Genomic DNA, 22,106 nt, shown 5'->3' with positions numbered 1-22,106 from the left:
GCCCGGGCCGGCTCCGCCCCCGCCGGGCGGAGGCACCACCGCACCGCTTCCAGTCGCGAGGTGTACCCATGTCACTGCTCTCCCGCGTCACGTCCCCGGCCGAGCTGCGCAAGCTCCCGGCGGCCGAACTCCCGCTGCTCGCCGACGAGATCCGCGACTTCCTGATCGACGCCGTCACCCGCACCGGCGGACACCTCGGACCCAACCTGGGCGTGGTGGAGCTCACCATCGCCCTGCACCGGGTCTTCGACTCGCCGTACGACCGGATCGTCTTCGACACCGGACACCAGAGCTACGTCCACAAACTCCTCACCGGACGCCAGGACTTCACCCGCCTGCGGATGCGGGGCGGACTCTCCGGCTACCCCTCGCGCGCCGAGTCCGAGCACGACCTGGTCGAGAACTCGCACGCCTCCACCGCACTCTCCTACGCCGACGGCCTGGCCAAGGCCGCCCGGCTGCTCGGCCAGCACGACCGGCACACCGTCGCGGTGATCGGCGACGGCGCGCTCACCGGCGGGCTCGCCTGGGAGGCCCTGAACAACATCGCGGAAGCCCGCGACCGGCCGCTGGTCATCGTGGTCAACGACAACGAACGCTCCTACGCCAAGACCATCGGCGGGCTCGCCAACCACCTGGCCACGCTGCGCACCACCCAGGGCTACGAACGCTTCCTCGCCCTCGGCAAGGAGGCGCTCCAGCGCACCCCGCTGGTCGGGCAGCCGATCTTCGACGCGCTGCACGGCGCCAAGAAGGGATTCAAGGACGCCTTCGCGCCGCAGGGCATGTTCGAGGACCTCGGCCTCAAGTACCTCGGGCCGATCGACGGCCACGACCTGGGCGCGGTCGAGCAGGCGCTGCGCCAGGCCCGCAACTTCGGCGGGCCGGTCATCGTGCACTGCCTGACCGTCAAGGGCCGCGGCTACCGGCCCGCCGAACAGGACGAGGTCGACCGCTTCCACGCCGTCAACCCGATCGACCCGTACACCTGCCTGCCGATCTCGCCCAGCGGCGGGGTCTCATGGACCTCCGTGTTCGGCGACGAACTGCTCGCACTCGGCGCCGAGCGGCCGGACCTGGTGGCGATCACCGCGGCCATGCTCCAGCCGGTCGGCCTGGCCCCGTTCGCCAAGGCGTACCCCGCGCGGACCTTCGACGTCGGCATCGCCGAGCAGCACGCCGTCACCAGCGCCGCCGGGCTGGCGACCGGCGGGCTGCACCCGGTGGTCGCGGTCTACGCGACGTTCCTGAACCGCGCCTTCGACCAGGTCCTGATGGACGTCGCCCTGCACAAGCTGGGCGTCACCTTCGTGCTCGACCGCGCCGGGGTGACCGGGCCGGACGGCGCCTCGCACAACGGCATGTGGGACATGTCGATGCTGCAGGTCGTCCCCGGCCTGCGGCTCGCCGCCCCGCGTGACGCCGACCAGCTGCGGGCCCAGCTGCGCGAGGCGGTCGAGGTCGCGGACGCCCCCACCGTGGTGCGCTTCCCGAAGGGGAACGTCGGCCCCGCGGTGCCGGCCGTCGAGCGGACCGGCGGGGTCGACGTGCTGCTGCGCACCGGGCGGCAGGCCGAGATCCTGCTGGTCGCCGTCGGCACCACGGCCCCCGCTTGCCTGGACGCCGCCCGGCTGCTGCTCGCCGAGGGCTTCACCGCCACCGTGGTCGACCCGCGCTGGGTCAAGCCGGTCGACCCGGCCCTGCCCGAACTGGCCGCCGCCCACCGGCTGGTGGTCACCGTCGAGGACAACGGCCGCAACGGCGGGGTCGGTTCGGCGATCTCCCAGGCGCTGCGCGACGCCGACGTGGACGTACCGGTGCGGGTGCTCGGCCTGCCGCAGGAATTCCTCGGGCACGCCTCACGGGGGGAGATCCTGGAAGAGGCCGGGCTGACCGGGACCGGGGTCGCCGCGCAGACCGCCGTCTTCGCCAAGCACCTGCTACCGACCCGAGGAGCGAACCCGCGCCATGCCGGCTGACCCAGACTGCCCCGCCTTCGACCTCGCCGCCCTCATCGCCGAACGCGGCTCCGAGCGGTACGAGTTGAACAGCCGCTACCTGAACCCGCAACTGTCCCGGATGCTCCACACCATCGGCTTCGACAAGTACTACGAGCGCGCCTCGGGCCAGTACTTCTACGACGCGGAGGGCCGCGAGTACCTCGACATGCTGGCCGGCTTCGGCATCTTCGCGCTCGGGCGCCACCACCCGGTGGTGCGCTCGGCGATCCGGCAGGTGATGGACCTGGACCTGCCGGACCTGGTCCGCTTCGACTGCTCGCCGCTGCCCGGACTGCTGGCCGAGCGGCTCCTGTCGTACGCGCCCGGGCTGGACCGGGTCTTCTTCGGCAACAGCGGGACGGAGGCGGTGGAGACCGCGCTGAAGTTCGCCCGGTACGCCACCGGGAGGCGGCGGATCCTCTACGCCGACCACGCCTTCCACGGGCTGACCACCGGATCGCTCTCCGTCAACGGGGAGAACGGCTTCCGCAAGGGCTTCGACCCGCTGCTGCCGGACACCGCCATCCCGCTCGGCGATCTCGCCGCGCTGGCCAAGGAGTTGAAGCGCGGCGACGTCGCGGCGCTGATCGTCGAACCGATCCAGGGCAAGGGCGTCCAGGCGCCGCCCCCCGGCTGGCTCCGGGCCGCCCAGGCGCTGCTGCACGAGCACAAGGCGCTGCTGATCTGCGACGAGGTGCAGACCGGGATCGGCCGCACCGGCGAGTTCTTCGCCTACCAGCACGAGGACGGCGTGCTGCCCGACCTGGTCTGCGCGGCCAAGGCGCTGTCCGGCGGGTACGTCCCGGTCGGGGCGACCCTCGGCAAGGGGTGGATCTTCGAGAAGGTGTACTCCTCCATGGACCGGGTGCTGGTGCACTCGGCCAGCTTCGGATCGAACGCCCAGGCCATGGCGGCCGGGCTGGCGACCCTGGAGGTCATGCGGAACGAGAAGGTGGTGGAGAACGCCCGCGAGATCGGCGACCGGTTCCGCGAGCGGCTGACCGCGCTGGTCGACAAGTACGAGCTGGTCGCCGAGGTGCGCGGGCGCGGCCTGATGATCGGCATCGAGTTCGGGCGGCCCAGGTCGCTGAAGCTGCGCACGGGGTGGACGGCCCTGCAAGCGGCACGCAAGGGGCTGTTCGCCCAGATGGTCGTGGTCCCGCTGCTGCAACGGCACCGGATCCTGACCCAGGTGTCCGGGGACCACCTGGAAGTGATCAAGCTGATTCCGCCGCTGATCATCACCGAGCAGGACGTGGACCGGTTCATGGACGCATTCACCGACATCATGGACGAGGCTCACCGCGGCAGCGGCCTGATGTGGGACTTCGGGCGGACGCTGGTGAAGCAGGCGGTCGGCAGCCGGTAGGCGAGGAGTGGGAAGCCGGTAGGCGAGGAGCCGGAAGTCGGTAGGCGAGGAGTGGGAAGTCGGCGGGCCCGACTTCCCACTCCGTGGGAGATACCGCGTCAGAGCTCGGTTCGACGGCGCCGGATGACGACCGCGAGATCGACGATGGCGAACAGGGAGAGCAGGCCGCAAGCGATGGCGAAGCCGATGAGGGTGCCCCGGCTGGGCGCGCCGTCGACGGGGGAGACAGCCGCCCAGACGGCGAAGCCCACCGTCGCCAGGACGAACAGCGGTGTGAAGGTGAGCGAGAGCAGGTAGCGGAGCTTGAGGTCGCTGCGGGCGGTGGCCGGCTCGCTGCCGCTGCGCCACCGTCGGGGGGTCGTGGTGCGCATGGTCGTTCACCTCCGGACCGCGGGGGTCGGGCTACGATTCCAGCCTACGTCCGAGGGGGCTGGCCAGGGAGGCACGATGTCGGGGTCGGACGCGGTGGGGCCGGGTGCGGACGCCGAGAGCCCGGGTGTCGTAGGGCCGGGTGCCGGAGGGCCGGGTGCCGAGGGGTACGCGGGGCTGCGGGTCGAGCGGGCCCGGGAGCTGGCCCGGCGGCACGGCTGGGCCTCGGTCCGGGTGCTGGAGCCGGGCGAGACGATGACCATGGAGTACCGGCAGGGACGGCTCAACCTCGCGGTGCGGGACGGCGTGGTCGAGCGCAGCTGGGAGGGGTAGGGCCCGCTGGAGCCCGCTGTGGGTCGCTGTGGCTCGTTGCGTCGAGGGTCAGTACGGCAGGGGCGGGCGGCCGAGGCGGCGGTGGATCCGATGCTCGGCGGTGGCCACCAGGGGCTCCAACAGCGGCAGCGAGAGCAGGACGAGCAGGCCGGCGGCCCAGCCGGCCAGCACGTCGGTGACCCAGTGGGTGCCCAGGTAGACCGTGGTCAGGCCGATCGAGCAGGCCGTGGCGGCCGCGATCACCGCGCCGGTGCGCCGCCAGCGGACGGCGAGGTAGGCGAGCACACCCCAGGTGACCACGGCGTTGGCGGTGTGGCCGGACGGGAAGATGGTGCCGCCGGAGAAGAGCTCGGGGGAGCCGACGTACTGGGCGTAGTGCGGCCCGAGCCGACCGGTGACGATCTTGACGGCACCGACCGTGACGTTGAGCAGGAGCAGTGCGACGCCCATGACCAGCAGCGGGCGCAGCCGCCGGAGGCGGTGGGCGCGCCAGGCGAGCCAGCCGAAGGCGGCGATGGCCGAAGGGCCGCGCTGGCCGGCGACCACCCAGGTGTCCAGCAGCGGCTCCGGCCGGGGCCACCGCTCGTACGGGCGCAGCAGGCGGACCGACCAGTCGAGGTCGACCAGTGCGGTGTTGAGCAGGACTCCGGCCAGCACCAGCAGGTAGACGGCGGCGGTGGCGACGAGCAGGGTGGCCTGGCGTCGGCTCATCGGCGGCCAGCCGGGTTCGCGGCGGTGCGGGCCGGGCTTCGTGTAGCGCGGGCCGGGCTCGGCGTGGTGCGGGCCGGGCTCGGCGTGGTGCGGGCCGGGCTCGGCGTGATGCGGGCCGGGTTTCGCGTGGTCGGAGCAGGCCGGGCCGCGGGCACTGCCGCGGGCGGCGGGGGCTTCCGGGCGGGTGGTGGCGGTGCGGCGGTCCGGCCCCTGACGCGGAATGGGAGCGGAGGTACTTCTGGATTGCACGGGGTGACCCTACCCACCCTGACAGGGCTATTCGGGGGTAATTGTCATTTTCCCGCGAAATCGACAATTGAGCTGGCCGGGCGCGGCTCGGAGAGTGGTCTCCACTATTCCCGGATCGAATGCCCGTGTGGTTTTCGAATGATTCTGCAAAAGCCGCGGTAAAGCGATCGGAGTGGGAGGCCGGGCCGCCCGGCTTCCCACTCCGTGGTCACCCTGTGTAGGTTCGGTGCTCAGTCGAGGGGGCCGCCCGCGACGTAGATCACCTGGCCGGAGACGAAGCCGGCGCCCTCGCTCGCCAGGAACGCGATGGTGTGGGCGACGTCCTCAGGCAGGCCGACCCGCTGGACCGGGATCTGCGAGGCCGCGGCCCGCTTGAAGTCTTCGAAGTCCATGCCGACCCGGGCGGCGGTGGCCGCCGTCATGTCCGTGGCGATGAAGCCGGGGGCGACGGCGTTGGCGGTGATGCCGAACTTGCCCAGCTCGATGGCCAAAGTCTTGGTGAAGCCCTGCAGGCCGGCCTTGGCGGTCGAGTAGTTGGCCTGGCCGCGGTTGCCCTGGGCCGAGGAGGAGGACAGGTTGACGATGCGGCCGAAGCCGGCATCGACCATGTGCTTCTGCACCGCACGGGTCATCAGGAAGGCGCCGCGGAGGTGAACGTTCATGACCGTGTCCCAGTCGGACTCGGACATCTTGAAGAGCAGGTTGTCGCGGAGCACGCCGGCGTTGTTCACCAGCACGACGGGAGCGCCGAGTTCGGTGGCCACGCGGTCCACGGCGGCCTGGACCTGCTCGGCGTCCGAGACGTCGGCGCCGACCGCCAGGGCCTTGCCGCCGGCGGCGGTGATCCGGTCGACGGTGTCCTTGCCGGCCGCCTCGTCCAGGTCCAGGACGGCGACCGCGTAGCCGTCGGCGGCCAGGCGGACGGCGGTGGCGGCGCCAAGACCGCGGGCGGCGCCGGTGACGACGGCGACCCGGGGGGCGGTGCTCTGGTCGGTCATGCTGGCTCTCGTCTCTCTCGGAGGTCGCCTCCGGGGAGAGCCCCCGGAGAGGGTGGCCACACCCTACCGGCGGGTAGGGGTGGCGGCCAGAGCGGAGAGGTGCAGGTGACGGTCGGTAAGGACCGACCGGTCGGCTTTCTGCTGAAACCGGGTTACTGCAAGGGCCTCGCAGCGCGTAAATATGCCAATGTTGCCGAACCTGCGTCTACTATCCGCCCCTGCCTGCCAGCAGGGGCCCGCCGTTTGTATAGTGTCCGCCAGCAGCCACCGGCTGCACGGCTGGAGCGCCCTCCCTCATAGCTGGACGCCCACTCGCCGTTACTGCCCCACCCGGGTGTCCCACACACACCGGGTGTGACATCGGGACGGATACATGGTGCTGGGGGAGATCCCGACAACCCGCGTGTCCGCGCGACTGCAGCAGTCGCCCGGACACCTGATTCGAGTTGCACAGCAGGTTCACACCCGTCTGTGGTCCGAGCACGTCGGAGCCGATCTCACGGCTCCGCAGTTCGCCGTGCTGCTGGTCCTGGCCCTGGAGCCGGGTGCGGACCAGCGGACCGTCGGCGAGCGGGCGTCGCTGGACAAGGCCACGATGGCCGAGATGGTCGCGCGGCTGGTCCGCCGCGGCCTGGTGCTGCGCAGGCGTGACCCCGCCGACGGTCGGCGCAAGCTGCTCGCTCTCTCGCAGAGCGGCGCCCAGGCGGTGCGCGAGGCCACCGGTGGTGTGGTCCGCGTGCAGCGTGTCCTGTTCGAACCGCTCACGGCGGAGGAGCAGGTCGAGGTCGTCCGGGTCATGGCCAAGATAGCCAGGCTGGAGCCCGCAGCGGTCGCCGTCTTCACGGACGCGCGGCCGATACTGGACGCCCAGCGGGCGATCGGCTACCTGATCAGGGTGAGCCAGCAGGTGCACACCAAGCTCTGGTCGGAGCACGTCGGGGCGGAGCTGACGGCCCCGCAGTACGCGGTGCTGGACGCGCTCGAGCAGGAACCGGGCGCCGACCAGCGCACGGTCGGCGAGCTGGCCTCGCTGGACAAGGCCACGATGGCCGAGATGGTCAGCCGCCTGGTGCGCCGCGGTCTGGTGCAGCGTCGGCGCGACCCCTCGGACGGTCGGCGCAACCTGCTCTCGCTCTCACCGGCGGGGCAGGACCTGCTGCACCGCTCGGCGGCCGGGGTCGCGGAGGTCCAGCGACTGCTGCTGGCTCCGTTGGAGGAGAGCGAGCACGAGACCGCGCTCGCGCTCATCGCCAAGGCGGCAAGGCTTTAGGCCAAGCCTTGGTAACAACAGCCAAAACGATTCGCCAACATACCGAGGGCTTCTCGCTGTCGGCGCATCGGCTGATCGCGGTACGCCGAAGCCCGCCCGCTCCCGAACGGAACGGGCGGTCTTCGGCGTGACGGGCTGCCAAAGCCCGCAGGGTCCTGGCGGACGGCGGGAGTCCGAATTCGGAGCCCCGCGCCACGTCAGTTCCAGTCGAAGCCCTGCGGATCCGGCCCGATGCGCTTTCCGGTGGCGACGGCGGCGATCGACACCAGGTCCTCCCCGTCCAGCTCGAAACCGGCGACGTCGAGGTTCTCCCGGATCCGGGAGGGGGTGACCGACTTCGGGATGGCGATCACACCGCTCTGCAGGTGCCAGCGGAGCACCACCTGGGCGACCGTACGGCCGTGCTTCTCGGCGATCTTCACCAGCGCCGGCTCGGCGAGCAGCTCGCCGCCCTGGCCCAGCGGGCTCCACGCCTCGGTGGCGATGCCGTGCCGGGCGTGGAAGGCGCGCAGCTCGTCCTGCGGGAAGTACGGGTGCAGCTCGACCTGGTTCAGCACCGGGGCGACGGAGGCCTCGCTCAGCAGACGGGTCAGCTGCTCGGCGCCGAAGTTGGAGACGCCGATCGACTTGACCCGGCCGTCCGCCTTCAGCTGCTCGAAGGCCTTCCAGATGTTCAGGTAGCTGCCGTGCATCGGGCGCGGCCAGTGGATCAGGTACAGGTCGAGGTAGTCGAGGCCGAGCTTGGCCAGCGAGGCGTCGAACTCGCGCAGCACCGCGTCGCGGCCCTGCTCGCCGGACCAGTCCCGGGTGCCGGAGTTCCACAGCTTGGTGGTGACGAAGAGGTCCTCACGGGCGACGCCGCCGGCCAGCGCCTCGGCGATCGCCGCGCCGGTGCCGGCCTCGTTCTCGTAGACGGCCGCGGTGTCGATCGAGCGGTAGCCCGCTTCGATCGCGGAACGGACGGCGGCCGTGGCCTCGCCGTCCGGGACCTGCCACACGCCGAAGCCGAGCTGCGGGATCTGTGCGCCGTCGTTGAGGGTGACGCTGGGGATGGTGCTCACGGGACGGGGTGCCCTCCTGGTCGTGGGTGCTTCCAGTGGGGGGCAACTGGCCGCGGAACGTGATTGTTCCCGCCAAATGGGCGAATCCTGGGTGAGAGTTTGCAGCGCCTCCGTCCGCGCTGAGGGGCCTCGGAGCGTGCCCGTGGGCGGCGTGGCGGAGCGGGCTCCGGGCGGCTCTGAGCGGCTCTTCGTGGCTCTGAGCGGGCTTGGGGCGGCCTGGTGGGCCCTCGGCGGCCTGGTGCGGAGCCGGGCGGGACACCGGGTCGGTGGGCTCGGCGGGCGCCGAAGGAGCGAGCTGGGGAAGCCGGGTGCGGCGGCGGAAAACCTGTTGCACGCGTCACACCGGGGTTGGCAGGCTCGCGGACATGGCCTCCTGAGATCCGGGCCCTTCGTGCCCCTCCCGTGTCCGTCCGGCGCCCCCTCCGGACGTGTCGACGCCACTGCGCCGGTGTGCCGGTGTGCCGGGCGTCCCCCGCCCGTCGGTTCGGGCCGCGCGCCTGAATCGGGCCCGCCGATCCCCCGCTCCTCCCCGCCTTCGGCCACCGGCACCGTCGCCCCGGCCGGCCGTCGCCGTTCCCCCGTACCTCCGCACCGTTCGTATCGGAGTGTCATGCCGCTCACCCAGCTGCCGTTGGCCGACCCCGGCAGTCCCGACCTCTCCTCGCCGCTGGCCTTCCTGCGCCGACTGAACCGCGACCAGCGGCGGGGGCAACTGCTCGCCACCTGCTGGACCCTGCTGGAGATGGGGTGCCAGGCCGCCCTGCCGATACCGCTCGGCCTGGGCGTGCAGGCCGCCGTCGACGGTGCGGCCGGCGGGATCTGGCGGGCCGCCGGGCTCGCCCTGCTGCTCGCCGCGGGTGCCGCGCTGGGAACCGTCCTGTCGCACCGTCAGGCGGTCTGGAACTGGATCCACGCCGCTTGCCAGGTACGGCAGTTGGTCGCCCGGCAGGCCTCGCACCTCGGAGCCGGGCTGTCCCGTCGGATCGCCACCGGCGAAGTGGTCGCGGTCGGCAGCGGGGACGTCGAGCGGATCGCCTGGTACGTCGAGCTGCTCGCCCGGCTCCGGTCCGCGGTGATCGTCTGGCTGGCCGTCAGTTCGGTGGTGCTGGCGGTCGATCCGGTGCTGGGCATCGGCGTGCTGCTCGGCGTCCCGGTGCTGGCCGGCTCGGTCTGGCCGCTGATCGGGCCGTTCGAGCGGCGCTACGAGCAGCAGCGGGCGCTGGGCGGCAAGGCCACCGAGCTGGCCGCCGACACGGTGGCGGGCCTGCGGGTCCTGCGCGGCATCGGAGGCGAGGAGCTGTTCCTGGAGCGGTACCGGTCCGCCTCCCAGAAGGTCCGGGCGGCGGCCGTCCGCTCGGCCCGGATCTGGTCCCTGATGCAGGCCCAACAGATCCTGCTGCCGGGCCTGTTCGTGGTGGGCGTCACCTGGTACGGAGCCCGGCTGGCCGCCTCCGGCGAGCTCGGCGTCGGCACCCTGATCGCCGTCTACGGCGCGACCGCGTTCCTGGCGGCGCCGCTGCGGATCCTGGGCGAGGCGGCGCACGCCTGGAGCGTCGCCCGGGTCTCCGCCGGGCGGGCCGTCCGGGTGCTGTCGCTCAGCCGGACCGACGGGTCGGCCGAGGCCTCGCTGGCCAGGCCGGCCAAGGCCGACCTGCACGATCCGGTCAGCGGGCTGACCGCGCGGGCCGGCGAGCTGACCGCGGTGGTCTGCGGGGATCCGGACTTCGCGGGCGCGCTCGCCGAACGGCTCGGCGGCCACGTCCCGCAGGCCGACGGCGAGCCGGAGCAGCCCTCCGTACGGCTCGGCGGGACGGAGCTGGACACCGTCCCGTTGGCCGAGGCCAGAGCGGCGGTGCTGGTCCACGACAAGGAGCCGGTGCTGCTCTCCGGCACGCTGGCCGAACTGTTCGACGTCCCGTCCTCGGGTCGGGTCTCGGTGGCCGAGGCGCTGGCCGCCGCCCGGTCGGACGACGTGCTGGAGGCGCTGGTGGACGGCTCGCCGGAGTGCGCGGGGGATCCGATGCGCGCCCGGATCACCGAGCGCGGGCGCTCGCTCTCCGGCGGGCAGCGCCAGCGGCTGGCCCTGGCCCGGGTGCTGCTGGCGGACCCGCCCGTCCTGGTGCTGGACGAGCCGACCAGTGCGGTGGACGCGCACACCGAATCCAGGATCGCCACCGGGCTGCGAGAGACCCGGGAAGGCTGCACCACGGTGGTGTTCGCGACCAGCCCGCTGCTGCTCGACCAGGCGGACCGGGTGGTGCTGCTGCGCGACGGCCGGGTGGCCGCGGCGGGGCCGCACCGGGAGCTGATGCGGACCGATCCGGGCTACCGGGCCGTGGTCACCCGCGACGAGGAGGCGGCCCAGCCGGTGGGTGAGGCCGTGTGAACAGCTCAGTGAGCCGGTGCTGGTGCCGGTTCGAGGACCGGACCGTCAACTGTCGTGCCGTTGAAGCGAGGAGGACGCAATGAAGCCCCCCGTCCATGAGGAGCAGGGGCCGGCCGCGACGCTCCCGGTCGGCTCCCCGGCCGCCGTGCGCGAGTACCTGCTCCTGCTCGGGCGGCGGCACCGCGGCGGGTTCTCCGCGGTGGTCGCGCTGCACTCGGTGGCCATGCTGGCCGGACTGGTGGGGCCCTGGGTGCTCGGCCGCCTCGTCGAGTCACTTGCGACGGGTACGGCCGGGTCCACCATCGCGGTGGCGATCGCCTGGTACCTGCTGGCGCTGGTGGCGCAGGCCGCGTTCACCGGGTGGTCGCGGATGCGCGGCGCGGTGCTCGGCGAGCGGGTGCTGGCGGACCTGCGCGAGGACTTCCTGGTCCGCTCGGTCGCGCTGCCGACCGGCGTACTGGAACGGGCCGGCACCGGGGACCTGGTCTCCCGCGGCACCACCGACATCGACCGGCTGGACAAGTCGGTCCGCGAGGCGGTGCCCGAGCTGGCCGTCGCGGTGGTGTCGTTGCTGCTGGTGCTCGGGGCCCTGCTGATCACCTCGCCGCTGCTGGCGCTGACCTCGCTGGTCGGGCTGCCGCTGCTGCTGGCCACCTCGCGCTGGTACTTCCGGCGCGCGCCGCAGTCCTACCGCAACGAGTCGGCCGGGTACGCCGCGGTGAACACCGTCCTGGCGGAGACGGTGGACGCCGGGCGGACGGTCGAGGCGCTTCGGCTGGGCGACGAACGGGTCCGGTTGACCGACCGCAAGCTGGGCGAGTGGCTGGCCTGGGAGCGGTACACGCTGTGGCTGCGCTCCGTCTGGTTCCCGACCATCGACGCCGTCTACACCGCGGCGGTGCTCGCGACGCTGGTGTTCGGCGGGTTGTTCACGCTCCGGGGCTGGATCACCGTCGGCCAGCTGACCACCGGTGTGCTGTACGCCCAGATGCTGGCCGGCCCGGTGGACCTGATCCTGCGCTGGTACGACGAGCTGCAGATCGGACAGGCGTCGCTGGCCCGGCTGGTCGGCGTGCGCGAGGTGCCGGAGCACGAAGGGGACGAGTCCGCCCGTCCGGACGGCCGCCGGGTCGAGGCCCGGGAGGTCCGGTTCGGCTACCGGGAGGGCGCGGACGTCCTGCACGGGATCAGCCTGGACGTCGCCCCGGGCAGCCGGGTCGCCCTCGTCGGGCCGTCCGGTGCGGGCAAGTCCACCCTCGGGCGGCTGCTGGCCGGGATCTACGCCCCCGGTCGCGGCAGCGTGACACTGGGCGGGGCGGCGCTGTCACGGATGCCGGCCGAACGGGTGCGCGCCGAGGTGGCGCTGGTGAACCAGGAGCACCACGTCTTCGTCGGCACCCTGCGCGACAATCTGCGACTGGCCGCTCCCGACGCCGACGACACCCAGCTGCGGGCCGCGCTGGACGCGGTGGACGCCGGCACCTGGGTGGACGCCCTGCCCCAGGGGCTGGACACCGAGGTCGGCTCGGGCGGCGCCTCGCTCACCCCGCCGCAGGCCCAGCAGCTGGCCCTGGCCCGGCTGGTCCTGGCCGATCCGCACACCCTGGTGCTGGACGAGGCCACCTCGCTGCTCGACCCGCGGGCGGCCCGGCACCTGGAGCGCTCGCTCGCCCGGGTACTGGAGGGGCGGACGGTCATCGCCATCGCCCACCGGCTGCACACCGCGCACGACGCGGACGTGATCGCGGTGGTCGAGGGCGGGCGGATCAGCGAGTACGGCAGCCACCCGGACCTGGTCGCGGCCGGCGGCCCGTACGCGGCGCTCTGGCGCTCCTGGCGGGACGAAGGGTAGCGGGCGGAAGAGAGGGAGGCAGCGGGACGCGGGAGAAGGAGGAGGCGGTGGGGCGGCTGGAGGTCCCGTGACCACCTTTAAACCCGCGCGGGGCCGGATTGCCCCGTGCGGGTTACTCCCTGGCCCGGAAGGGCGCGTATCCGGGCAAATCGGCAGTCGGGCCCGCAGACTGCTCCGGTGACCAAGATTTCAGACAGCTCGTCCCGCTCCTCGCGCGGTGAGATCGGCGGGATCCCCACGCGCTACATCGGGATCGGCGTCATCGTCATCCTCGCCGTGTGGTTCCTGTTCGCCAACCTCGACAAGGTGAAGATCCAGTTCTGGGTGTTCACCGTCACCGCGCCGCTCTGGATCGCTCTGCTGGCCACGCTGGTCGCCGGTGCCGCGCTGGGCTGGTTGATGAAGGGGCGGCGCGACCGGTGACCACGGCTCCCGGGCCGGCCACGGGCGGCGTCCCGGCCTTCGCGCCGCTCATCGAGATGCGCGGCGTCAACAAGCACTTCGGGGACCTGCATGTGCTGCAGGACATCGAACTGACGGTGGGCCGCGGCGAGGTGGTCGTGGTCATCGGCCCGTCCGGCTCCGGCAAGTCCACGCTCTGCCGGGCGATCAACCGCCTGGAACCGATCGAGAACGGCACGATCCTGCTCGACGGCGAGCCGCTGCCCGAGGAGGGCAAGGGGCTCGCCCGGCTGCGCGCCGAGGTCGGCATGGTGTTCCAGTCCTTCAACCTGTTCGCGCACAAGACCGTGCTGCAGAACGTCTCGCTCGCGCAGATCAAGGTGCGTGGCCGGTCCAAGACGGAGGCCGACACCAAGTCCCGCGCGCTGCTGGAGCGGGTGGGACTCGCGTCGCAGGCCGACAAGTACCCGGCCCAGCTCTCCGGCGGGCAGCAGCAGCGGGTCGCGATCGCCCGTGCGCTGGCGATGGACCCCAAGGCGCTGCTGTTCGACGAGCCGACCTCGGCACTCGACCCCGAGATGATCAACGAGGTGCTGGACGTCATGCGCCAGCTCGCGCACGAGGGCATGACGATGGTCGTGGTCACCCACGAGATGGGCTTCGCGCGGGCCTCCGCGAACCGGGTGGTGTTCATGGCCGACGGCCGGATCGTCGAGGACCGTGCGCCGGAGGAGTTCTTCAGCGCTCCCGAGAGCGAGCGCGCCCGGGACTTCCTGTCCAAGATCCTGAAGCACTGAGGCGGCGCAGTGAACCGTGAGACGACGCCCGGCGCGCGGGCGGGGAAGCGGGTGCTCGCCGCCGCCGTACTGCTGGCCGCACTGGCGGTGGGCTGCGGCAAGGCCGGCACCCCGCCGCCCAAGGGCCCCCAGGCCAGTGCGCTGCCCAGCTACCAGGTGCAGGACGCCTCCTCGATCACCGGTTCGCCGACCCTGGACGCCGCCCGCAGCCGGGGCCACCTGGTGGTCGGAGCCAAGGAGGACCAGCCGTACCTGGGCCAGAAGAACCCGGCCAGCGGCGAGTACTCCGGCTTCGACATCGAGATCGCCAAGATGGTCGGCGCCTCCCTCGGCTTCCCGCCGGACAAGATCCAGTTCAAGACGATCGCCTCCGCCAACCGCGAGACCGCGCTGCAGAACGGCCAGGTGGACTACTACGTCGGCACGTACACCATCAACGACAACCGGAAGAAGCTGGTCGGCTTCGCCGGGCCCTACTTCGTCGCCGGGCAGTCGCTGCTGGTGCGTAAGAACGACAACACCATCCACGGCCCGCAGGACCTGAACGGCAAGAAGGTCTGCTCGGCGGCCGGTTCCACGCCGTACCAGCGCATCCAGTCGCAGTACCCGAAGGCCAAGCTGATCGGCTACGACACCTACTCGGCCTGCGTGGACAACCTGATCACCGACCAGGTCGACACGGTGACCACCGACAACGCGATCCTGCTCGGCTACGCGGCCAAGGTGCCGGACGAACTCAAGGTGGTCGGCCCGCTGTTCTCCACCGAGCCGTACGGGATCGGGGTGCCGAAGAACGACACCGCCCTGCGCTCGGCGTTGAACGACGCGCTGGAGCACCACGAGCAGAACGGCGACTGGAAGAGGGCCTTCGAAGCGACTCTCGGCCTCTCCGGGGAGCCGGCGCCGAATCCGCCGCAGATCAACCGGTACTGAGAGGGCCGCGCCGTGAAAACGCTGACCGACAACTGGTCGACCTACTGGGACGGCTTCCTCGGCACGCTCTCGCTCTTCGCGGTGAGCGCGGTGCTGTCGCTGGTGCTGGGGGTGCTGATCGCGAGCTTCCGGGTCTCGCCCGTCAGGCCGCTGCGGGTGTTCGGGACGGTGTGGGTGACGGTGCTGCGCAACACGCCGCTGACCCTGCTGTTCTTCATCGTGGTGCTGGGCCTGCCCCGGTTCGACATCACCCTGCCCTTCTACACCTTCGCGGTGCTCGCACTCGGCTGCTACACCTCGGCGTTCGTCTGCGAGGCGATGCGCTCGGGCGTCAACACCGTGCCGAGCGGGCAGGGCGAGGCGGCCCGGAGCCTGGGCATGAGCTTCGGGCAGACGATGAGCCTGGTGGTGCTGCCGCAGGCGTACCGCTCGGTGGTGGCACCGATCGGCAGTGTGATGATCGCGCTGGCGAAGAACACGGCGATCGCCGGCTCCTTCAGCGTCACCGAACTGCTGGGCACCTACCGGACCATCAACGAACTGGGCTACAGCATCATCTGGACCTTCGTCTGGATCGCCGTCGGCTACCTGATCATCACCCTGGCCATCAGCGCCGTCTTCAACCTGCTGGAACGACGAGTGGCGGTGTCCCGATGACCGTTGGATCCTCGGCGCTGTACGACATCCCCGGCCCCAAGGCGCTCGCCCGCCACCGGCTGTACGGCGGGATCGCACTGCTGCTGATCGCGGGGGCGGTCGCCTGGGTCGTCTACATGCTGTTCCACACCCACCAGTTCACGTCCGCCAAGTGGGAGCCCTTCGAGTACCGGGGCGTGCAGGACCTGCTGCTGCGCGGGCTCGGCAACACCCTGAAGGCCTTCGGCTGGACGGTGCTGTTCGCACTGCCCTTCGGCGCGCTGTTCGCGGCCGGGCGGCTGTCCGACCACCGGGTGGTCCGCTGGTTCGCCACGCTGGTGGTGGAGTTCTTCCGGGCCATGCCGCTGCTGGTGATGATCTTCTTCGTGTTCGTCGCCCTCAAGGTGCAGCCGCTCTGGGCGCTCGTGGCCGGGCTCGTGCTCTACAACGGCTCGGTGCTGGCCGAGGTGTTCCGGGCCGGTGTGCTCGCGGTGCCCAAGGGCCAGCGGGAGGCGGCGTACGCGCTGGGCATGCGCAAGACCCAGGTGATGACGTACGTCCTGGTGCCGCAGGCCAACCGGGCGATGCTGCCGGCCATCATCAGCCAGCTGGTGGTCGCGCTCAAGGACACCTCGCTGGGCTTCCTGATCACCTACGAGGAGTTCCTGCACGCGGGCAAGCTGATCGCCACCAACCTGGACTACGACCTGCCGTTCATCCCGGTGGTGATGGTGATCGCGCCGATCTACATCGGCATGTGTCTGCTGCTCTCCTGGCTCGCCCGGTTCGTCGAGCGGCGCAGCCGGCGAAGCCCGAGCGTGCGGGGCGGAGCGCCGGTCGCGAAGGCCGAGGTGGCGATGGGGCTGCCGCCGTCGGCCCAGCAGTGAGAAGCCTGGTTCGGCACTGAACCATAGGTGCGGATGGGGCTGGGACCGGTACCTCCAAATTCCTCTTATGATTACGGAGCTGGAGGACGACGACCGGGTGGGAGGGGCCATGGAGCCGGTGTTCGACTCGCGGCACATCAGGACATTCCACGAAGTCGTCCGGGCCGGTTCCTACTCGGCCGCGGCCCGGGAACTCGGCTACACCCAGCCCGCCATCACCCAGCAGATGAAGGCCCTCGAACGCACCGTCGGCGTCCCGCTGTTCACCCGCGCCGGACGCGGACTGCGGCTCACCGAGGCGGGCGAGGCGCTCTCCCGGCACGCCGGACTGATCCTCGACAGCATGTCCGCCGCCCAGCAGCAGCTCGCCGCGCTCGGCCGGCTGCGCGCCGGACGGGTGCGGGTCTGCGCCTTCCCCAGCGCCAACGCCACCCTGATACCCGAGGCGATGGCGCGGCTGCTCGCCGAGCACCCCGGCGTGCGCGTCGAACTGCTGGAAGCCGAGCCGCCGGACTCCGTCCAACGGCTGCTGCGCGGGGAGTGCGACATCGCGCTGGCCTTCCGCTACCCCGGGGCGGCCACCGAGGTGCCCGACGGACTGGACGAGATCCCGCTGATGGAGGACCTGCTCACGGTGCTGCTGCCGGTCGGGCACCCGCTCGGCCGCCGGCACGCCGTACGGCTCGCCGACCTCGACGGCGAACGCTGGATCGCCGGGTGCCCGCGATGCCGGGCCAACCTGCTGCACGTCTGCGCGGAGGAGGGGTTCGCGCCGGACATCGTCTTCTCGACGGACGACAACCTCGCCGTCCAGTCCCTCGTCGCCGCCGGGGTCGGGATCGCGCTGATGCCCGCGCTGGTGCTCTCCTTCATGTGCCACCGCAAGGTCACGGGGCGAGCCGTCGAACCGCACCTTCGGCGGCAGGTGAGCGCGTACGTGCTGCGGGAGCACCGCGGGATCCCGGCCACCGGGCTGGTGCTGGACCACCTGCGGCAGGCGGCGGCGAGCCGGGTCGGGTGCTGAGGCCCAGCTGCTGATGCGCAAGTGCTGATGCACGGGTGTCGATGCGGGTGCCGGTGCGCAGGGCCGGCGTACGAGGATGGCGGGTGGGGTGATGTATAAGAGCCAGTGGGGAGGTCGCTTACGAACCCTCCTTGGACGTGATAGGTCGGTAGGCCCGAACCTGCTGGCATGACACCCTCAGCCACGGTCGGCAGAGACCGGCTCACCGAGCGGATGACCGCGCTGATCAGTGAGATCCGCACCGTCGTTGACCGCGGACTGCCCCCCGAACTCACCGCCTACCTGGTCGGCGAGCGGCTCGCCCCGCACCTGCTCGCGGACCAGGACGGGCCCGACGCACTGCTCACCCCCGCCCAGTGCGAAGGCGACCCGCAGCACTACCGCCAGCACGTCCTGCACGCCGAGGAGGACGGCAGCTTCTCCGTCGTCGCCCTGGTCTGGCTGCCCGGACAGCGGACCCCGATCCACGACCACGTCTCCTGGTGCGTGGCCGGCGTCCACCGGGGCCAGGAGAGCGAGACCCGCTACCGGCTGGTGTCCGAGGGACGCACCGCCCGGCTGGTCGAGACCGAGCACGTGACCGGCCCGGCCGGCACCGTCGCCGCCTTCGCCCCGCCCGGCGACATCCACCTGGTGCGCAACGCCTGCAGCACCACGGCCATCTCCATCCACGTGTACGGCGCGGACGTCTCGCGCCTCGGCACCAGCATCCGGCGGGTCTACCGGCTGCCCGCCGACCGGGAGCAGTGAGCGGCGGCGTGGCACTGACCCTCCGGCAGCGCGCTGCCCGTACCCGCTCGCTGCCCCCGATGGGCGGCGACGCCCCCGGGCTGCTGCTCGCGGCCCTCGGGGTGGCCGCCGCGATCGCCGTCCACGCGACCGTACCGGCCGTGCCCAAGCTCACCGCCGCCGTCGTGCTGGGCATGGCGGCCGCCCACCTGCCGGGGCTGCGCCCGGTGGTCCGCGGCGTCGCCCGGCCGGGGCTGTCCACGGCCGGGAAGCGGCTGATGCGGCTCGGGATCGTGCTGCTCGGCCTCAAACTCAGCCTGGGCGACGTGATCGGTCTCGGCTGGGCCACCGTCGCCATGGTGCTCGCCGTGGTCGCGGCCACCTTCACGGGCACGCTCTGGCTGGGGCGGCGGCTCGGCCTGCCCGGGGATCAGCCGCTGCTGGTCGCCACCGGCTACTCGATCTGCGGGGCGTCGGCGATCGGTGCGGTCAGCCAGGCGGCCGGCAGCGAGGAGGAGGACGTCGCGGCCTCGGTCGCGCTGGTCACCCTGTGCGGGACGCTGGCGATCGCCGTCCTGCCGCTGCTCCAGCAGCCGCTCGGGCTCGGCGAGGTGGAGTTCGGTCGCTGGGTCGGCGCGAGCGTGCACGACGTCGGGCAGGTGGTTGCCACCGCACAGACCGGCGGGGCCGGGGCGTTGCGCGAGGCGGTGCTGGTCAAGCTGATGCGCGTGGTGCTGCTGGCGCCTCTGGTCGCGGGGGTGGCCGTCGCGGTGCGGCGGAACCTTCGTGCGGGCGCGGCCCGAGCCGGGACCGTCGGTGCGGTGTCGGCCGGCAGTTCGGTGAAGGCCGGGAGCCGCCCGCCGATCGTGCCGCTGTTCGTCGCCGGATTCCTCGCGATGATCGTCCTGCGGACCACCGGGGTGCTGCCGGAGCGGGTGCTCGGCCTGGCCGGGGACGCCCAGGAACTGCTGCTGGCCGCCGCACTGTTCGGGCTCGGCAGCGCGGTGCACCTGCCGACCATGGTCCGGACCGGCGGGCGGATCGCCCTGCTCGGGCTCGGCTCCTGGGTGGTCGTCGCGGGCGTCTCGTACGCGGGGGTGCTGATCACGACCTGACGGGTGCGGGGCGGACTCGGCTATTGTCGGGCGGGTACTCGTCCGCACCGGGACGGTCTCCTGGCCGCACCGGGACGGGCCTGGAGCGAAGAGTCGCCTCAGTTCACCCGAGTTCACCCGAGTTCGCCCTGAGTCGCCGAGGAGGACGGATGACCACCGCACTGCCCGAGCGGGACGGCCCCGAGGCCGTCGTCACGCTCGACCGACGGGAGGGACCGTTCGGCGAGGTGGTGCTACGGCAGCGCGGTCGGCACTTCGAGATCATCGCCAACGGCTGCTTCCTGATGGACACCGCCGACGGACGCTCGGAGCGGCTGCTGATCCAGGCGGCATTGGACGAGCTGGACCGCAACGGTCGCCGGGTCGAGCGGCCGGCCGTGCTGATCGGCGGACTCGGTGTCGGCTTCTCGCTGGCGTACGCGGTGGCCGAGCCGCGCTGGGGGCGGATCGCCATCGTCGAGCGGGAGACCGCGATCATCGACTGGCACCGCAACGGCCCGCTCGGCGCCTTCTCGGGCGGCGCGCTCGACGACGACCGGGTCACGGTGCTCCACACCGACCTGCTGGAGTACCTCGCGGCGGCGGACGGCGAGCGCTACGACGCGCTGTGCCTGGACATCGACAACGGGCCGGACTGGACCGTCACCGACTCCAACAACGGGCTGTACGGCGCGGACGGCCTCGCGGTGCTGTGGCACCGGCTGCAGGCGGGCGGGGTGCTCGCGGTATGGAGCGCACAGCCGTCGACGGCCTTCGAGGAGGCACTCCGGGCGGCGGGGTTCTCGGACGTGGTGACGCACGAGATCCCGGTGCCGCGCGGAGTGCCGGACGTGGTGCACCTGGCCCGGCGCGCGGGCTGAGGGCGGCTTCGGCCGGTCTGCCGAGCGGTTGGCGATGACCGGCCAACGCGGTTTCTCCGCAGGGCGGTTGGGGCCGGTGGCCGGTGGCGGGTGATGGCTGAGCGCGCGCGCAGCTCGGCAGCCTCCGTGGCTTCCTGGATCTCCTGGGCCTCCTGGGCCTCCGCGGCTCAGCCGAAGGGGCGGTGCTCCGGCGGCGCCTCGGTCGCGGCCTCCGGCTCCTCCGCCGGCGTCGACGGGAGGCCCGTCATGGCGAAGGGGTTGAAGTCCGGCGGCGGGACCATGACCGGCGTGCCCTTGCGCGGCGACTCCTCCGGCTCGGCCGCACTCTCCGCGGCACTCTCCGCCACGGCCCGAGCCGGGACGACCGGCGGGGCCGCGGGCGGAGGCGGGACACCCGGCCCCTGCGACGCGAGGGTGGTGCCGAACGGATCGTTCTTCTGCTCGCCGGCGACCGTCGTACCGAAGGGGTCGGCGACGGCCGCCCCGGCGGGCTGGGCGGTGGGCGCGTCGGCCGGCGTCGACGCGAGGCCCGTCATGGCGAAGGGGTTGAAGTCCGGCGGTGGGACCATGACCGGCGTGCCCTTGCGCGGCGACTCCTCGGTCGGTGCGACCTCGGCGGGGGCCTCGGCGGCGGGGGCCTCGACGACCGGCGCGAAGGGGTTGAAGTCCGCCGGAGGTACGCGCACCGGCGTGCCGCGCAGGTGCACCGGCACTTCCTCCGACTCGTCCGACGGCTCCTCCTCGACGGGCGCGGGCGAGGGCGAGGACGAGGACGACGGCGCGAAGGGCGGAGGCGTCGGGGCGGGCTCGGCCACCGGTACGGCAGCGGGTGCGCCCATGGCCGGGGCGGACTCGCCGTCCCAGCCGAACTGGACGCTCTTCAGCACCTCCGCGAACGCCTCGGTGTACAGCTCCCAGTCCTCGGGCTGCGCCGTCGACAGTTGCACGCACAGCACCGTCCGGCCGTCCGGCAGCGGGACGAAGGCCTGGACAGCCGAGGTGACCACCCAGCGCCGCTGCCCGTCGGCGGCCAGCGGGCCGGGCACCGGGACGGTCCGGCCCTCGACCAGGACGGCGGCCGGCCCGGCCGGCAGCAGGACCGTCCACACCTCGGCGTGCCGCCGGACGGTGGCCAGTTCGGTGGCGAGCGCGGTGATCGGCAGCGGGTGCCGGGCGAGCGAGACGACGAGGGCGGCGTCCGACGTACGGCCGTCCCGCTCCAGGGCGCAGACGCCCGCGTACACGACGCCCGCGTCGTGGATCAGGTCGGTGAGGGTTGCGGAGATCACCGCGAAGTCGCGGCGCGGTTCGCGGCCGGTGGCGCCGAACAGTTCCTCGGCGACCTCGGCCAGGTGGCCGGTCAGCTCCCGGGCCGCCGCCACGGTGGCCGGGGCGGCGCCGTCGGTCCGATCCGCGTCGGCGGGCAGCGGGGGCACCGTACGGGCGGTGGCCCCGGGGGGCCCGCCCGGGGAGGTCAGCGGGTGGAAGCCGGGCGGGACGACGAGCCGGACCTCGGTGCCCGCGCCGGTGGGCAGTTCGACCGGCTGCCTGGTCTGCTGCCCGGCCGCCAGGGCGGCCAGCGCCGGGGCGAACGGCGGGCGCAGCTTGGCGTCGGCGAACTCGCCGGTGACCGGGAGCTGGAACAGCGCGGCCGAGGTGGTGCCCCGGTCGGCGATGGCACCGCGCACTGCCCCGCCGCCGTAGCGGGCCTGGAGCGCGGCGATCACCCGGTCGGCGAGCGGTGCGCCGGTGCCCGGCCGGGCGGTGCCGGCGGTGACCACCGTGCCGAGCCGGTCGAGGGTGGCGTGCACCGGCCCGTTGGGGGCCAGCGGCAGGCCGAACAGCGCCTCGGCGGCGGGGTGCGCGGCCGTGTCCAGGGCGCTCAGCGAGGCCGCCGGGTGGCGCGAGGTGTGCTCGTCGAAGAGGGCGTCGGTGAGCGTGCCGAGGGTGGCGCAGACCTGCTCGGCTGCCGCGAAGGGGTTGGCCTGCGCACTGAACTGGACGTCCTGGGTCAACTGGTGAGCCCCCCGCTCTGCTCCGTCTGCCGTCGGTGGTTCGAGTGGGACCGGGCCCGCCGCGGCGGCGTGCCGTCTGATCCCTGCCCATTCCTATCAGAGGCCACTGT

At 72.5% G+C, this 22,106-nt stretch carries 20 protein-coding genes; 15 read left to right on the top strand and 5 right to left on the bottom strand.

The window, feature by feature from the left end:
- Positions 1–68 precede the first annotated feature (68 nt).
- Together dxs and IF30_RS0127545 are read left to right on the top strand one after the other, a co-directional pair.
- A complete protein-coding gene (dxs, locus tag IF30_RS0127550; protein ID WP_030243429.1) occupies positions 69–1,979 on the top strand; it encodes a 1-deoxy-D-xylulose-5-phosphate synthase in 1,911 nt (636 codons plus the stop codon).
- Complete coding sequence (locus IF30_RS0127545) at positions 1,969–3,369, top strand: aspartate aminotransferase family protein (protein WP_030243428.1); 1,401 nt, start codon at positions 1,969–1,971, stop codon at positions 3,367–3,369. The genes dxs and IF30_RS0127545 overlap by 11 nt, the downstream gene beginning before the upstream one ends.
- 98 nt (positions 3,370–3,467) lie before the next feature.
- Here IF30_RS0127545 and IF30_RS0127540 read toward each other — a convergent pair whose 3' ends face one another.
- Positions 3,468–3,740, bottom strand: a complete 273-nt coding sequence (locus IF30_RS0127540) for a DUF6343 family protein (RefSeq protein ID WP_030243426.1) — start codon at positions 3,738–3,740, stop codon at positions 3,468–3,470.
- A gap of 76 nt (positions 3,741–3,816) precedes the next feature.
- Between IF30_RS0127540 and IF30_RS43975 the strand changes: the two genes are divergently transcribed.
- Entirely contained in the window at positions 3,817–4,071 is a 255-nt protein-coding gene (locus IF30_RS43975) for an I78 family peptidase inhibitor (RefSeq protein WP_078891752.1), read from the top strand.
- A 48-nt stretch (positions 4,072–4,119) separates the two neighbouring features.
- On the opposite strand, the gene IF30_RS0127530 is transcribed toward IF30_RS43975, so the two are convergent.
- Together IF30_RS0127530 and fabG are read right to left on the bottom strand one after the other, a co-directional pair.
- The gene (locus IF30_RS0127530) at positions 4,120–5,031 is read right to left on the bottom strand and encodes a phosphatase PAP2 family protein (protein WP_234322864.1); all 912 of its coding nucleotides are present in this window, start codon (positions 5,029–5,031) and stop codon (positions 4,120–4,122) included.
- A 230-nt stretch (positions 5,032–5,261) separates the two neighbouring features.
- On the bottom strand, positions 5,262–6,029 hold the full coding sequence (gene fabG / locus IF30_RS0127525; RefSeq protein ID WP_030243421.1) for a 3-oxoacyl-ACP reductase FabG: 768 nt from the start codon (positions 6,027–6,029) through the stop codon (positions 5,262–5,264).
- Positions 6,030–6,432: 403 nt separating this feature from the next.
- On the opposite strand from fabG, the gene IF30_RS49680 reads away from it, so the two are divergent.
- Positions 6,433–7,299: a MarR family winged helix-turn-helix transcriptional regulator gene (locus IF30_RS49680; protein WP_234322863.1), complete on the top strand. Its 867-nt coding sequence runs from the start codon at positions 6,433–6,435 to the stop codon at positions 7,297–7,299.
- A 197-nt stretch (positions 7,300–7,496) separates the two neighbouring features.
- Here IF30_RS49680 and IF30_RS49675 read toward each other — a convergent pair whose 3' ends face one another.
- Positions 7,497–8,360 carry an aldo/keto reductase gene (locus IF30_RS49675; RefSeq protein ID WP_030243418.1) on the bottom strand — a complete coding sequence of 288 codons (864 nt, stop codon included), beginning with the start codon at positions 8,358–8,360 and terminating at the stop codon, positions 7,497–7,499.
- A gap of 610 nt (positions 8,361–8,970) precedes the next feature.
- On the opposite strand from IF30_RS49675, the gene IF30_RS0127510 reads away from it, so the two are divergent.
- The 11 genes from IF30_RS0127510 to IF30_RS0127460 all read left to right on the top strand — a co-directional run bounded on the left by IF30_RS0127510 (position 8,971) and on the right by IF30_RS0127460 (position 19,981).
- Entirely contained in the window at positions 8,971–10,746 is a 1,776-nt protein-coding gene (locus tag IF30_RS0127510; protein ID WP_030243416.1) for an ABC transporter ATP-binding protein, read from the top strand.
- Between the two features lie 79 nt (positions 10,747–10,825).
- Positions 10,826–12,598 carry an ABC transporter ATP-binding protein gene (locus IF30_RS0127505; protein WP_030243415.1) on the top strand — a complete coding sequence of 591 codons (1,773 nt, stop codon included), beginning with the start codon at positions 10,826–10,828 and terminating at the stop codon, positions 12,596–12,598.
- A 177-nt stretch (positions 12,599–12,775) separates the two neighbouring features.
- Entirely contained in the window at positions 12,776–13,021 is a 246-nt protein-coding gene (locus IF30_RS0127500; RefSeq protein ID WP_030243413.1) for a lipopolysaccharide assembly protein LapA domain-containing protein, read from the top strand.
- A gap of 56 nt (positions 13,022–13,077) precedes the next feature.
- On the top strand, positions 13,078–13,797 hold the full coding sequence (locus IF30_RS0127495) for an amino acid ABC transporter ATP-binding protein (RefSeq protein WP_030243411.1): 720 nt from the start codon (positions 13,078–13,080) through the stop codon (positions 13,795–13,797).
- Between the two features lie 9 nt (positions 13,798–13,806).
- Positions 13,807–14,730, top strand: a complete 924-nt coding sequence (locus IF30_RS0127490) for a glutamate ABC transporter substrate-binding protein (protein ID WP_037901397.1) — start codon at positions 13,807–13,809, stop codon at positions 14,728–14,730.
- Positions 14,731–14,742: 12 nt separating this feature from the next.
- Positions 14,743–15,387: an amino acid ABC transporter permease gene (locus IF30_RS0127485; RefSeq protein WP_030243407.1), complete on the top strand. Its 645-nt coding sequence runs from the start codon at positions 14,743–14,745 to the stop codon at positions 15,385–15,387.
- Positions 15,384–16,253, top strand: coding sequence for an amino acid ABC transporter permease (locus tag IF30_RS0127480; protein WP_030243406.1), 870 nt, complete (start codon positions 15,384–15,386; stop codon positions 16,251–16,253). Before IF30_RS0127485 ends, IF30_RS0127480 begins: the two co-directional genes overlap by 4 nt.
- Positions 16,254–16,371: 118 nt before the next feature.
- Positions 16,372–17,277 carry a LysR family transcriptional regulator gene (locus IF30_RS0127475; protein WP_030243404.1) on the top strand — a complete coding sequence of 302 codons (906 nt, stop codon included), beginning with the start codon at positions 16,372–16,374 and terminating at the stop codon, positions 17,275–17,277.
- Between the two features lie 168 nt (positions 17,278–17,445).
- Complete coding sequence (locus IF30_RS0127470; protein WP_030243403.1) at positions 17,446–18,027, top strand: cysteine dioxygenase family protein; 582 nt, start codon at positions 17,446–17,448, stop codon at positions 18,025–18,027.
- A gap of 59 nt (positions 18,028–18,086) precedes the next feature.
- Entirely contained in the window at positions 18,087–19,121 is a 1,035-nt protein-coding gene (locus IF30_RS0127465; protein ID WP_030243400.1) for a YeiH family protein, read from the top strand.
- 149 nt (positions 19,122–19,270) lie between these two features.
- Positions 19,271–19,981, top strand: coding sequence for a spermidine synthase (locus IF30_RS0127460; RefSeq protein WP_030243399.1), 711 nt, complete (start codon positions 19,271–19,273; stop codon positions 19,979–19,981).
- A gap of 167 nt (positions 19,982–20,148) precedes the next feature.
- On the opposite strand, the gene IF30_RS0127455 is transcribed toward IF30_RS0127460, so the two are convergent.
- Entirely contained in the window at positions 20,149–21,996 is a 1,848-nt protein-coding gene (locus IF30_RS0127455; protein ID WP_030243397.1) for a hypothetical protein, read from the bottom strand.
- Between the last annotated feature and the right edge of the window lie 110 nt (positions 21,997–22,106).

The sequence above is a fragment of the Streptomyces sp. NRRL S-350 genome (assembly GCF_000719705.1).
Lineage (GTDB): Bacteria > Actinomycetota > Actinomycetes > Streptomycetales > Streptomycetaceae > Kitasatospora.
Note: the sequence above shows the minus strand (reverse complement) of the source record. Positions and strands in the feature narration are given on the sequence as shown.

Coding starts and splice junctions, on each gene's coding strand:
- dxs (WP_030243429.1), top strand. CDS start 69: ATGTCACTGCTCTCCCGCGTCACGTCCCCGGCCGAGCTGCGCAAGCTC.
- IF30_RS0127545 (WP_030243428.1), top strand. CDS start 1,969: ATGCCGGCTGACCCAGACTGCCCCGCCTTCGACCTCGCCGCCCTCATC.
- IF30_RS0127540 (WP_030243426.1), bottom strand. CDS start 3,740: ATGCGCACCACGACCCCCCGACGGTGGCGCAGCGGCAGCGAGCCGGCC.
- IF30_RS43975 (WP_078891752.1), top strand. CDS start 3,817: ATGTCGGGGTCGGACGCGGTGGGGCCGGGTGCGGACGCCGAGAGCCCG.
- fabG (WP_030243421.1), bottom strand. CDS start 6,029: ATGACCGACCAGAGCACCGCCCCCCGGGTCGCCGTCGTCACCGGCGCC.
- IF30_RS0127510 (WP_030243416.1), top strand. CDS start 8,971: ATGCCGCTCACCCAGCTGCCGTTGGCCGACCCCGGCAGTCCCGACCTC.
- IF30_RS0127505 (WP_030243415.1), top strand. CDS start 10,826: ATGAAGCCCCCCGTCCATGAGGAGCAGGGGCCGGCCGCGACGCTCCCG.
- IF30_RS0127495 (WP_030243411.1), top strand. CDS start 13,078: ATGCGCGGCGTCAACAAGCACTTCGGGGACCTGCATGTGCTGCAGGAC.
- IF30_RS0127480 (WP_030243406.1), top strand. CDS start 15,384: ATGACCGTTGGATCCTCGGCGCTGTACGACATCCCCGGCCCCAAGGCG.
- IF30_RS0127470 (WP_030243403.1), top strand. CDS start 17,446: ATGACACCCTCAGCCACGGTCGGCAGAGACCGGCTCACCGAGCGGATG.
- IF30_RS0127465 (WP_030243400.1), top strand. CDS start 18,087: ATGGGCGGCGACGCCCCCGGGCTGCTGCTCGCGGCCCTCGGGGTGGCC.
- IF30_RS0127460 (WP_030243399.1), top strand. CDS start 19,271: ATGACCACCGCACTGCCCGAGCGGGACGGCCCCGAGGCCGTCGTCACG.